Source organism: Flavobacterium sp. JLP (genome assembly GCF_015350755.1).
In the GTDB taxonomy this organism is placed as follows: Bacteria; Bacteroidota; Bacteroidia; order Flavobacteriales; family Flavobacteriaceae; genus Flavobacterium.
In genome coordinates, this window is sequence record NZ_JADKPS010000008.1 from 157,970 (window position 1) to 170,163 (window position 12,194).

Annotated in this window: 11 protein-coding genes; 4 read left to right on the forward strand and 7 right to left on the reverse strand. The window is 32.3% G+C overall.

The annotated features are described in order from the left end of the window. The first annotated feature begins 46 nt into the window (after positions 1–46). Both sppA and IRZ83_RS17720 read left to right on the forward strand, forming a co-directional pair. On the forward strand, positions 47–1,804 hold the full coding sequence (gene sppA, locus IRZ83_RS17715; protein ID WP_194570540.1) for a signal peptide peptidase SppA: 1,758 nt from the start codon (positions 47–49) through the stop codon (positions 1,802–1,804). A gap of 172 nt (positions 1,805–1,976) precedes the next feature. Then, positions 1,977–4,571 (forward strand): AsmA-like C-terminal region-containing protein, encoded by a 2,595-nt coding sequence (locus IRZ83_RS17720; protein ID WP_194570541.1) that lies wholly within the window; start codon positions 1,977–1,979, stop codon positions 4,569–4,571. 80 nt (positions 4,572–4,651) lie between these two features. On the opposite strand, the gene IRZ83_RS17725 is transcribed toward IRZ83_RS17720, so the two are convergent. Together IRZ83_RS17725 and IRZ83_RS17730 are read right to left on the reverse strand one after the other, a co-directional pair. Next, the gene (locus tag IRZ83_RS17725; RefSeq protein WP_194570542.1) at positions 4,652–5,695 is read right to left on the reverse strand and encodes a glycosyltransferase family 9 protein; all 1,044 of its coding nucleotides are present in this window, start codon (positions 5,693–5,695) and stop codon (positions 4,652–4,654) included. Positions 5,696–5,984: 289 nt separating this feature from the next. Further along, positions 5,985–6,779, reverse strand: coding sequence for a DUF2797 domain-containing protein (locus IRZ83_RS17730; RefSeq protein ID WP_194570543.1), 795 nt, complete (start codon positions 6,777–6,779; stop codon positions 5,985–5,987). Positions 6,780–7,050: 271 nt separating this feature from the next. On the opposite strand from IRZ83_RS17730, the gene IRZ83_RS17735 reads away from it, so the two are divergent. Both IRZ83_RS17735 and IRZ83_RS17740 read left to right on the forward strand, forming a co-directional pair. Next, positions 7,051–8,559, forward strand: coding sequence for a GH3 auxin-responsive promoter family protein (locus IRZ83_RS17735; protein ID WP_029273209.1), 1,509 nt, complete (start codon positions 7,051–7,053; stop codon positions 8,557–8,559). A 175-nt stretch (positions 8,560–8,734) separates the two neighbouring features. Further along, positions 8,735–8,977 carry a redox-active disulfide protein 2 gene (locus IRZ83_RS17740; RefSeq protein ID WP_194570544.1) on the forward strand — a complete coding sequence of 81 codons (243 nt, stop codon included), beginning with the start codon at positions 8,735–8,737 and terminating at the stop codon, positions 8,975–8,977. A gap of 2 nt (positions 8,978–8,979) precedes the next feature. On the opposite strand, the gene serB is transcribed toward IRZ83_RS17740, so the two are convergent. From serB to IRZ83_RS17765, 5 genes are all read right to left on the reverse strand, one after another. After that, on the reverse strand, positions 8,980–10,209 hold the full coding sequence (gene serB, locus IRZ83_RS17745; RefSeq protein WP_029273207.1) for a phosphoserine phosphatase SerB: 1,230 nt from the start codon (positions 10,207–10,209) through the stop codon (positions 8,980–8,982). 159 nt (positions 10,210–10,368) lie between these two features. Next, positions 10,369–10,812 (reverse strand): VOC family protein, encoded by a 444-nt coding sequence (locus IRZ83_RS17750; RefSeq protein WP_029273206.1) that lies wholly within the window; start codon positions 10,810–10,812, stop codon positions 10,369–10,371. Between the two features lie 41 nt (positions 10,813–10,853). Next, positions 10,854–11,291: an SRPBCC domain-containing protein gene (locus IRZ83_RS17755; RefSeq protein ID WP_194570545.1), complete on the reverse strand. Its 438-nt coding sequence runs from the start codon at positions 11,289–11,291 to the stop codon at positions 10,854–10,856. Between the two features lie 2 nt (positions 11,292–11,293). Further along, entirely contained in the window at positions 11,294–11,701 is a 408-nt protein-coding gene (locus tag IRZ83_RS17760; RefSeq protein ID WP_029273204.1) for a VOC family protein, read from the reverse strand. Positions 11,702–11,757: 56 nt separating this feature from the next. Next, positions 11,758–12,162 (reverse strand): SRPBCC family protein, encoded by a 405-nt coding sequence (locus IRZ83_RS17765; protein WP_194570546.1) that lies wholly within the window; start codon positions 12,160–12,162, stop codon positions 11,758–11,760. Positions 12,163–12,194 lie beyond the last annotated feature (32 nt).

The following is a 12,194-nucleotide window of genomic DNA, read 5'->3' on the forward strand; positions in this document are numbered from 1 at the left end:
TTGTAACAAACCAGCCTTTTTTGCTACTTATTAAAAAAATATAATTATGAAGTTTTTAGGAAATGTAATCGCCACTGTGATTGGTATTTTTGTCTTTATTATGTTATTCTTCTTCGGAGTAATCCTTATCGGAGCTATTTTTGGAGGAGATGACACTGTTTCTGTTAAAAAAGATTCTGTTATCGAATTAAATTTAAAAGAAATACAAAATGATTATGCCGGAAAATACAAAGATCCTTGGGTAACTGTTTTTTCTGAGCAAAAAGGCATTGGCTTAACCGATGTTATCAACGCAATTGAAGTTGCAAAAACAGATGACAATATAAAAGGAATTTCAATCTTAAATGATGAATCTTCATTAGGATTGGCACAATATAAAGATTTAAGAAATGCTCTTGAAAGTTTCAAAAAATCAGGAAAATTTGTTTGGGCTTACGCCAATACTTATTCTCAAAAGGAATATTACTTAAATTCTGTGGCTAATACTGTTTATTTAAATCCTGCTGGAGATTTAGATTTTAAAGGACTTTCTTCTGAAGTAATGTTTTTTAAAGATTTTCAGGATAAATCTGGAATTCATATGGAAGTAATTCGACACGGAAAATATAAAAGTGCTGTAGAGCCATTTTTAGAAAACAAAATGAGCGATGCCAACAGAGAACAAGTCACAGCGCTTTTAAACTCGATTTGGACAACCGTTTCGACAGATATTTCTAAAAGCCGCAATATTCCGCTTCCAAGATTAAATGAAATCGCAAACGGATTGCTGGCAAGAACTCCAGAATTAGCTAAAGCAAACGGTTTAGTCGATATTGTAGCTTATGAAGATGTTTATCACAATGCCATAAAAAAAGCATTGAAAGTAACTGGAGATGATGATTACAATAAAATTTCGATTGCAGATTATACTCAAAATAATATTACGACTGCATTAACCAATACTGCAGATGACCAAATTGCTGTTATTTACGCTCAAGGCGAAATTGCAAGTGGCGAAGGAGATGTTACTGTTATTGGAGAGGGTTCTATGCGACGTTCTTTGCAGGAGGCGAGAAAAGACGAAGATGTTAAAGCAATTGTACTTAGAATCGACAGCCCAGGCGGAAGCGCTTTAACTTCTGATTTGATTTGGAGAGAAATTGAAATAACTAAAAAAGTCAAACCTGTAGTTGTTTCTATGGGTAATTATGCAGCTTCTGGCGGTTACTATATTGCCTGCAACGCTAATAAAATTTTCGCTGAAAGCAATACCATTACGGGATCAATTGGAGTTTTTGGAATATTGCCAAACTTTAGTCCGCTTGCTAATAAATTAGGAATTAACACCGAACAAGTTAAAACTCACGAAAACTCGGCAAACTATAGTCCGTTTGTTCCTGTTGACGAAAAATTTAAAGCTTTTACTCTTGAAGGAGTTGAGCACATCTACAATACTTTTGTAACGCATGTTGCTGAAGGCCGAAAAATGACATTTGCTCAAGTTGATGCTATTGCTCAAGGAAGAGTTTGGTCTGGCTCTGAAGCTATTAAAATTGGCTTAGTAGACAGAATTGGCGGATTAAATGATGCTATTGCTGAAGCTGCCAAAATTGCTAAAATCAAAACATACAGTACTCAGAATTATCCGGAATATGAAAAAACCTTTAGTGATCTTTTATCAAATCTTCCTTTTGCACAATCGAAAGAAGCTTTTATAAAAGAAGAAATTGGAGAAGAAAACTACCTTCTTATTGAGCAGGTAAAGAAACTTCAAAAACAAAAAGGAGTTCAGGCCATGATGCCATTTGAAATAAACATCAAATAAATTATCATAAAACACTAAAAAATCCGTTTGAAATAGAGACTCAAACGGATTTTTTATTTTAACAAAAATTCATACAATTCTTACATTTTTAAGAAAGATTTATCTCATACTCTACCAAAAAAAACTATTTTTGCAAGAGTTAATTTCAAATTAAACCCTCAAACCTACACCTATGTTAAAGAAAATTTTAAAAATCTCAGCCATTGTTCTTGTGGTTATTGTAGCCGCATTATTTGCCATTCCCTATTTTTTTAAGGATCAAATAAAAGCTAAAATTGCAGAAGCTATTAACGAAAGTGTTGATGCCAAAGTAAGTTTTGCTGATGCCGATTTAAGTTTGTTTAAAAATTTCCCAAATGCGACTGTCGGAATCGAAAAATTAGTGATCATCAACAAAGCCCCTTTTGAAGGTGACACTCTAGTTTCGTTAGGCGAATTGAATTTAAAAATGAGCATTAAGGAACTTTTTAAAGGAAAAGACGAACCATTAAACATTCAAGGAATCACTTCTGAAAATGGTTTAATTAACATTATCTTCAATAAAGATGGCGTTGGAAATTTTGATATTGCTTTAAAAGACAAAAAAGAAACCGACAAAGATGAAAAAAGCAAACCGCTTTCCTTAAAAATTCAGAATTATAAAATTGAGAATTTTACATTTAGATATATCGATCAGGGTTCTAAAATCAAAATGGTTATTGATAGTTTGAATCACGAAGGAACGGGAGATTTTACCAATTCGAAATTAGATTTAACTACAAAATCTACAGCAAAAATATCATTGGATATGGATAAAGTGAATTACATGAAAAATGTGAATTTGACTTTAGACGCTGTTTTAGGAATCGATTTAGATAAAAGCAAATATACTTTTAAGGAAAACAAAGCTTTAATAAACCAATTGCCTTTAGAATTTGATGGTTTTATTCAAATGGTTGAAGCTGGGCAGATTTATGATTTGAAATTTAAAACGCCAACCTCATCATTTACAAACTTTTTAGGATTAATTCCGTCAGCTTATTCGTCAGGTTTAAATGGCGTGAAAACAACTGGAGATTTTACTGTTGTCGGTTTTGCAAAAGGACAATTAACAGATACAACTGTTCCTAAATTTAATATTGCTATTGCTTCAAATAATGCCTCTTTTCAATATCCGAACTTACCTAAATCGGTTCAAAATATTGTAATTGACACTAAAATTATAAACGAAACTGGAATTTTAAACGACACATACGTTAACTTAGATAAACTGTCTTTTAGAATTGATCAAGATGTTTTTAGCGCTAAAGCGAATGTTAAAAATATAACAGTAAATCCATTTGTAAGTGCTGCCTTGAAAGGAACTATTAATTTAGCGAATCTTTCAAAAGCCTATCCTATTAAAATGGAAAAACCACTGGCTGGTATTTTAAAAGCTGATGTTACCACTCAATTTGACATGGCTTCTGTAGAAAAAAGTCAATATCAAAACATTAAAAATGCTGGAACAATGAGTTTGTCAGGATTTAAATATACTGATGAAAACAATAAATCAATGAACATCAGCACGGCTTTGGTTGAGTTTAATCCGAGTACGATAAACTTAAAGCAATTTAATGCGACAACCGGAAAAAGTGATATTGCCATTAACGGAATCTTAGAGAATTTCTATGGTTTTATGTTTAAAAAACAAGAACTTAAAGGAAACTTTAATATGAGTTCGAACCAGTTAGCAGTTGATGATTTTATGACTGCCGGCGAGCCTGCAACAGCTAAAACAGAAGCGAAGCCAACGGAAGCAATGAAGATTCCTGCATTTTTAAACTGTACAATTAATGCAAAAGCCACAACAGTTTTATATGATAATTTAAAACTAAAAGATGTTTCTGGAAAATTGATCGTAAAAGATGAAAAAGCTACTTTAGAAAACTTCAAAACTTCAATTTTTGGAGGAACAATTGGCTTAAGTGGAGCCGTTTCTACAAAAACGAAAGTACCAACTTTTGATATGAATTTAGGTTTTAATCAAGTTGATATTGCACAGACTTTTACGCAATTAGAAATGATGAAAAAAATTGCTCCTATAGCTGGAATCATTAATGGTAAATTAAATTCTACGATAAAATTGAACGGAAATTTAGATGCAAATGAACTAACTCCAGATTTAAAATCTATTTCAGGAGATTTATTAGGACAACTTCTTTCTACAACCGTAAATGCTAAAAACTCAACTTTATTAAATGCTTTAGGATCAAATATTAAATTTATCGATTTGAATAAATTGAATTTGAACGACATTAAAGCTGCGCTAACTTTTGATAACGGAAAAGTAAATGTAAAACCATTTGATATAAAATACCAAGATATTAAGGTAACTGTTGGCGGAACGCATGGTTTTGACCAAACAATGAACTACAATTTAAAATTTGATGTTCCTGCTAAATATTTAGGAAGCGAAGCAAATGCCTTTATTGCAAAAATGTCTCCGGCAGATGCTGCGAAACTAGAAAACATTCCGATCAATGCAGTCATTGGAGGAAATTTTTCAAATCCAAAAATTAGTACAGATATGAAAACTGCAATCAGCAGTTTGGCTTCCCAGGTAGCGAATCAGCAAAAAGAAAAACTGACTCAAAAAGGCGCTTCTGCTCTTAGTGATTTAATCAATAAAAACACAAAAGCAAAAGATACTACACAAGCTGCAAAAACAGAAAAAGAACAAAAAACACAAGAAGTTACTAAAAAAGCAAGTGATTTATTGAACGGAATTTTTAAGAAGAAAAATTAAAAATCCTGATTTTAATTAAAAATCCTGCTCTTGAATAGTAATTCTCGAGCAGGATTTTATTTTATTGAAGTGCATTTCTATTAATGCAAAATAGAATTTATAATAGTAATAAAATCGGAAACTTTATTTGTATTCGTATCAACACCAATACTGTTATTACCGTAAGGCTCATATTTTTTTAGGTTTCCACCCGAAAACAATCCAACGGTTGTAGCTTTTGAAGCACTCGCTAAATGCATAATACCACTGTCTGCGCCAATAAAAACATCTACATTGGCTAATACTGAGCCTATTTCACGAACATCTTTACTATAGAATGAAGGTGCTTGAAAATTTATTTGTGATACGTTCTCTACTGGTAAAACTTCAAAAATATTATAGTCTGGATATTCCTTTTTTAAAGCAGTATAAAACTCTTCCCACCACTCTACACCATAACATTTTTCGCCTGTAGCAAAAGTAAAAATGGCGATTGTTTTTTTCTGTTCATCAATAATCTTATTCAGAATTTTTTTGCCGTTTGCAATTTCGTCTTGTGACAATTTCAAATCAATTAATGCAACGGGTTCTTTTTTATCTTCTAATCCAACTTGGCTTAAGGAATATCTTAAATTGTAAACGGGATATTTTGCGATATGCTCGTAATCTTCATACGGAAGCTTGACATTTTCTGGAAGATCTCCAAAAATTTTATATTTCGCACTAGAAAATTGTACGGCCAAACGACCTGAAGAAGAATTTTGGTCGACATTAATTACCATATCATAATTTTGCTTTCTAATTAATGTCCAAACTTTTAGGTATTTAATTAATTCTTTGAAGGGCTTTTTAGGCAAATCGATTATCTTGTCGATATTTGTATAATTTTCAAAAACAATCGGCGCAAGAGTGCCTTTTACAAATAAGTCGATTTTGCAGTCAGGAAACGCTACAGTAACTTCTTGAATAAGCGGTGTAATTAAGAGTAAGTTTCCTAATCTTTTATTAGGTCTGCAAATCAGCACTTTCTTGATTTTATTTTTATCAATAGGACCGCTTTTACTAATACTAGAATTCCCAATATTCTTGGTCAAATTACGCATTAAACTACGCCTAAAAACATTAACTTTCTTTAAGTTACTCATTGTGGTATTTGTTTTGTTGTATTTTCTCTTGAAAATAATGAACATTCAGCTTCAAAAAAAAGGTGAATTTACTTTAAATAAAGACCTATATTTTTTTCAAATCTAGGTTCTTTTTTTTGGCAAAAGTAAATTCTTTCAATAAGCATTTATTACAAAATTGTAATCAAATGTATCAATATTTACATTTTTATTTCTTAAAAAGAGTTAAAAATACAACAATAACATTACAAAGAACAAAAAGATTAGACAGTCTACCTATAAAAACAGACGCTTTGCTGATAAAATTAGACTAGATGTCTATCGTTACAATGTAACCTTCAGAACCACGTACATTAAAAACTGTCCCATTTTCGAAGATTAAATACTGTCCTTTAATTCCGATTAGCTTGCCTTGAAACGAAGGCGTTTTATCTAAATTTAAACTAGTAACTTTAGCAGGATAATTTAAAACAGGATAATTCAATTCGTATAAATCATTTTTCTGCGAATAAAAATATTCCTGAGCTTCTGTTGGAATTAAACTTTCTACTTTTGCTTTTTCAGCAATCAAATCAAAAATTCCTCCGGTACTCTGAAGCATTTTTCTCCAGTTTGTTTTGTCTGTGTAATGCTCTTTTAATGCTACCTCTGTTATTCCTGCTAAATATCGGTTTGGAACCTCAACAATTGCAATTGCCTGCGTAGCGCCTTGATCAATCCAACGCGTTGGTACTTGCGTTTTGCGCGTTACACCAACTTTTACTTCGCTTGCCAGAGCCAAATAAACAACGTGTGGCTGTAATTGTACTTTTTGCTCGTAGTCTAAATCACGATCTGCGATACCTAAATGAGCGGTACTCAATTCTGGACGCATAATCCAATCGCCTACTGCCGGACTCGAATAAAAACAATCGTAACAAAAACCTTGTCTGTAGATCTTTTTCTTTTTATTACAGTTAAGACATTGAAATCCAATAAAATTAATCTCGATCTCTTTATCAAGCAACTGATTCATACTTAGAAAACTATCTTCGAAAACCAAATAATATTGAATTGGATTTCCCATTTCAGTCTGCATTTTTGTAAGTACGCCTTGATATGTCATTGTATTGAGATTACTGCCCTGAAATTTCAGGATTAGTTATTTGATTATATTTATGAAAGCTGTATTTAATTTCTAATTCAATTTAATTAGAATCTTTAGTATAAATAGAATGGTTTTTTTTACAAAAAAACACTATTTTTGATAAGATGACAAAGTTAGTATTTGTCTATTGATATTCAAATTTTAAATTTCCTGATTCTTGCGATAATCGTAAAATCTAAAATTTAATCCCGAGATTTCGGGACAGCAATCTAAAATATAAAATCCACTCATGCCCGTATCTATTATCAATTCTTTCGCATCTTGGGTCCTAAAACAAAGGATACATCAAATCGAACTTTTTTTAAAATATCCAAATGAAGTTCAAGAAGAACTATTGCATAATTTATTGACTGCGTCAGAAAATACGGTTATAGGAAGAAAATATGATTTTGTATCGATAAGCTCTTATCAAACTTTTACAGAAAGAGTTCCGATTTCAAGTTATGAAGAATTACAGCCCTTAATTGAGCGCACACGCCAAGGCGAACAAGGTGTTTTTTGGGAAACTCCAATAAAATGGTTTGCTAAATCAAGCGGTACAACAAATGCTAAAAGCAAATTTATTCCGGTTAGTAATGAAGCTCTAGAAGATTGTCATTATAAAGGCAGTAAAGATTTGTTATGTTTATATTTAAACAATAATGAAGATTCTGGATTGTTCTTGGGAAAAAGTCTCCGATTGGGCGGAAGTTCTCAAATCTATGAAAACAACAATACTTTCTTCGGAGATTTATCTGCAATTTTGATTGAGAATATGCCTATCTGGGCCGAATTTAGCAGTACACCAAGCAGTAAAACTTCGCTGATGAGCGAATGGGAAGCTAAAATTGCTGCGATTATAAATGAAACCAAAACTGAAAACGTAACTAGTTTTGCCGGTGTTCCGTCTTGGATGCTGGTTTTAATGAACAAAGTTTTAGAAAATACCGGAAATCAAAATTTACTTGAACTTTGGCCAAATCTTGAAGTTTATTTTCATGGAGGTGTAAGTTTTTCTCCGTACAAAGAACAATACAAGAAAATTTTACCAAGCAAAGATTTTAAATACTACGAAATATATAATGCCTCTGAAGGCTTTTTTGCTATTCAGGATTTGAACAATTCAAGCGATTTATTACTGATGCTGGATTATGGAATTTTCTATGAATTTATTTCGATGGATACTTTTGGAACTCCAAATGAAAAAGTAATTCGTTTAGCCGATGTTGAATTGAATAAAAATTATGCCATTGTTATTACTACAAATTCTGGCTTATGGCGTTATTTAATTGGCGATACAGTTCGTTTTACATCATTAAATCCGTACCGAATTAGAGTTACTGGCAGAACCAAACATCATATTAATGTTTTTGGAGAAGAGTTAATGGTCGAAAACACAGATCAAGCGATTGCCAAAGCCTGCGAAGTTACCCAAACAGAAGTTATAGATTATACAGTTGCTCCTATTTTTATGCAAGACAAAGAAAAAGGTGCACACGAATGGATGATCGAATTCAAGAAAAAACCTGCTGATGTTGGACTTTTTCAAAAAGTACTTGATGAAACTTTACAGACTTTAAATTCTGATTATGAAGCAAAACGCCAAAACAATATGACATTAAATCCTTTGGTTATTAATGTAGCTCGCGAAAACTTGTTTTATGACTGGCTAAAAGAAAGAGACAAATTGGGCGGTCAGCATAAAATTCCGAGGCTTTCGAATCAGAGAGATTATTTGGAGCAGTTGAAAGAGATGTAGGTTATAAAAACTTAAAATCTTAGCAAGTTGAGATAATACAGTATAAACTGAAAAAATATTTATTGATCGATGCTAATAGTGCTTATTATTTTTACGTAAACAAAAAAAGTGAATCTAAAAATTGCATCAATTTGAGCGATTAAAAATATTGAATTGCCTAATTAAATTTACAAAAATGAAAGACAATAAATTTAGCGAAGTAAGTACTGAAGAATTGCTTAAAAATGAAAAATCGTTAAAGACAGTTACCTACATATTTGCAGGTGTATTAACTCTTTTGTTCATTATTAATATATTTCTTGTTTACAATAAAGGATTTAGCGTTTCTAACGTTATCCCAATTGCATTGCTTCCGATTTTAATTTTTAATTTAAGCACTTTAAACGAAATTAAAAAAGAATTAAAGTCACGCGAATAACATTACATCATATCAATATATCGGTCGTGGTAGCCTAAAAGATACAAAACTCCGTCAAGACCAAGACTTGAAATTGAAGTTGCGGCGTTTTCTTTTACTTTTGGTTTTGCGTGAAAAGCGATTCCAAGACCTGCTAGGTTTAGCATTGGCAAATCATTAGCTCCGTCACCAACTGCAATAGTTTGGTTGATATGAATTCCTTCTTTTTCAGCAATTGCTTTTAGGTATTCTGCTTTCTTTTGTCCGTCTACTATATCTCCCAAATATTTACCCGTTAATTTTCCGTCTTTAATCTCTAATTGATTGGCGTGAACATAATCGATTCCAAGTTCTTTTTGCAGATAATCTCCAAAATATGTAAATCCTCCAGAAAGAATTGCAGTTTTATATCCGTAATATTTAAGGGCTTTCATTAAGCGATGAGCGCCTTGTGTTATAGGTAAATTGATAGCCACGTTTTGAAGAACATCCTCGCTTAAACCTTCTAACAAAGCCATTCGCTGTTTAAAACTTTCGTTGAAATCTATTTCTCCGTTCATGGCAGATTCTGTAATGGCGCGTACTTGTTCTCCCACTCCATTTAGTTCTGCCAACTCGTCGATAACTTCAGTTTGAATCAAAGTTGAGTCCATATCGAAACAAACCAAACGACGGTTTCTTCTGTAAATATTATCTTCCTGGAAAGAAATATCTACATTTAAAGTTCTTGAAATTTCCATAAAACTTGCCGTCATGACAATTTTATTTACGATTTCTCCCGTAACAGATAGTTGTATGCAAGAACGCGGGTATTCTTCTTTTTCGACAATAGAAGTTCTTCCGGTTAATCTTATAATAGAATCGATATTCAGATTTTGATCTGACATTATTTTAGTTACTGCTGCCAATTGAGAAGCGGCCAGTTTTTCGCCTAAAATATTAATAATATAACGTTGTTTTGATTGTGATTTAACCCACTTTTCATAATCTTCAATAGAAATTGGAATAAACTTTACCTTAATTTCAAGTTCATAAGCTTTGAAAAGTAAGTCTTTTAAAACGGGTGCTGAAGAAGATCCGGCTTCAATTTCAAATAAAATCCCTAAAGATAGCGTATCGTGAATATCGGCTTGACCTATATCTAAAATATTGGCATCATAAGTTGCCAATACTGCTGTTAAACCTGCCGTTACTCCTATTTTATCATGTCCTGAAACTTTTAATAAAATAATCTCTTTATCTTCTATTGCCATTTTATCTTTATTGATTTAAGAAGCGACAAAAATCGGCAATCTCTTGGTGATAAAAAAGAATAATCTTTGTTTTTTTCAAAAGAAAAAGCACATAATTATGTGCTTTTTCGAGTAATTTAACAATAATGTTCCGCTATTAGAATAACATAACTCTATTTGTTATTTAGCTGGATTATGTTCATCAAAATTCACCATCCAACTTATACCGAATTTATCTTTGAACATTCCGAAATAGGCCCCCCAGAAAGTCTTATTCATTGGCATATAAATCGTTCCATTTGCCGAAAGACCATTGAAAATTCTATCTGCTTCTGCTTCGCTTTCTACATTAACTGAAACTGAAAAATTTCCTCCAAAAGCTACGTCACCAGATTGTTCGTTGCTGTCACTTCCCATTAAAATAGTATTTCCAATTGGTAATGAAACGTGCATAATTCTGTTTGCATCTTTCTCAGATATCTGATCACAACTGCCATTTTCATCTTTAGGCATGTCTTTAAATTTTCCGATATACGGAAATTCTCCTCCAAAAACGGATTTGTAAAATAGAAACGCTTCTTCGCAATTTCCATTAAAAATTAAGTATGGGTTTACTGATGTCATGATATTTTGTTTTTTGTTGTTTACTTTCTTATTCTATTTTCTTAATTCTCTGAAAGTTCTTTTACTATTTCCAGTCCCTTTGGAAAAGCCTCCTTGAAATAGTCAATAAATTTTTCGACTACATCAACCTGAACCACAAGATCTATAAACTCATCATCAGGAGTCAATCGATAGATTTCCATTGCACCGCTCCATTCCTTTGTTTCTTCATTGAGAGGCAGTTCTTTAAAATCTTTTATTCCTCCCAAATGTTTAAAAGCCATATATTCATTTGGGATTTTTTTTTCTATTATGCTATTCATTCCTCCACCATCAGGTCCTAGAAAGTGTATTTTTCCGCCTTCGTTCCAATCACTTATTGCATATGATCCTTCATAAAAAACTCCTGCCCATTTTCGGTAGGTTTCATCATTCCATAAAACAGCCCAGACTTTTTCTGCCGAAGCTTTTATTCTAATTTTAAATTCTAATGTTTCCATAATTACGATAATTTACTAAAATCCATATATAAAACATTCCAGCGATGGCCATCTAAGTCAGCAAAAGCACAACCATACATCCAGCCTTGACTTTCTGCAGGAGGAGCAAAAACATTTCCGCCCGCTTCTGCTGCTTTCTTTGCTAATTCATCAACTTCTGCAATACTTTCAGCATCAATCGAAATCAAAATTTCTGAGCTTGATTGCGTATCTGTAAGTTTGTTTTGAGAAAAACTGGCAAATAATGATTCTTCAAAAAGCATCACTACAAATTTTCCTTCACCCACCAACATACAAGTTGAGCTTGGCGTGTCATGTTCTTCATTAAAAGAGAAACCTATTTTTGAGAAAAAACCTTTCGATTTCACCACATCTTTTACTGGCAAGTTCAGCCAAATTTGTTTTGTCATTTTTTGATATTTAAGTTATTTTAAATCTTGAACCTTTATAACTTGCCACTTTGATCCTATTTTTGCTCAACATAACTTTTAAAATTATCCAAAATCGCCTGCCACCCACCGCGCTGCATTTCTTCAGGATTTAAAGTTTCTGGATCAAAACTCTCTATAACTTCTACTCCGTTTGGAGTTTCGTTAAAAGTAATTTCTACTTTTCTTCCATCACCTAAAACATATTTGATCGCTTTATTTTGTTCTACTAAAGTATATTCACCTCCAAAATCAAAACTCATACTGCCATCTTTTGCTGCCATTGTCGATTTGAATTTTCCGCCTTCTCTCAAGTCATTTTCTGCATAAGGCGTGTGCCAATCTGGCGAGGCAAAGCTCCATTGTGTAATATGTTCTGGCAATGTCCAGAAATTCCAAACTTTATCTATTGATGCATTAATTGTGTTTTTTACTGTAATCATTTTATTTTTATTGTTTGTTTGTTATTTTTTAG

Bases quoted from the DNA above. Each gene is read 5' to 3' on its own strand.
- sppA (WP_194570540.1), top strand. From the start codon at position 47: ATGAAGTTTTTAGGAAATGTAATCGCCACTGTGATTGGTATTTTTGTC.
- IRZ83_RS17720 (WP_194570541.1), top strand. From the start codon at position 1,977: ATGTTAAAGAAAATTTTAAAAATCTCAGCCATTGTTCTTGTGGTTATT.
- IRZ83_RS17725 (WP_194570542.1), bottom strand. From the start codon at position 5,695: ATGAGTAACTTAAAGAAAGTTAATGTTTTTAGGCGTAGTTTAATGCGT.
- IRZ83_RS17730 (WP_194570543.1), bottom strand. From the start codon at position 6,779: ATGACATATCAAGGCGTACTTACAAAAATGCAGACTGAAATGGGAAAT.
- IRZ83_RS17735 (WP_029273209.1), top strand. From the start codon at position 7,051: ATGCCCGTATCTATTATCAATTCTTTCGCATCTTGGGTCCTAAAACAA.
- IRZ83_RS17740 (WP_194570544.1), top strand. From the start codon at position 8,735: ATGAAAGACAATAAATTTAGCGAAGTAAGTACTGAAGAATTGCTTAAA.
- serB (WP_029273207.1), bottom strand. From the start codon at position 10,209: ATGGCAATAGAAGATAAAGAGATTATTTTATTAAAAGTTTCAGGACAT.
- IRZ83_RS17750 (WP_029273206.1), bottom strand. From the start codon at position 10,812: ATGACATCAGTAAACCCATACTTAATTTTTAATGGAAATTGCGAAGAA.
- IRZ83_RS17755 (WP_194570545.1), bottom strand. From the start codon at position 11,291: ATGGAAACATTAGAATTTAAAATTAGAATAAAAGCTTCGGCAGAAAAA.
- IRZ83_RS17760 (WP_029273204.1), bottom strand. From the start codon at position 11,701: ATGACAAAACAAATTTGGCTGAACTTGCCAGTAAAAGATGTGGTGAAA.
- IRZ83_RS17765 (WP_194570546.1), bottom strand. From the start codon at position 12,162: ATGATTACAGTAAAAAACACAATTAATGCATCAATAGATAAAGTTTGG.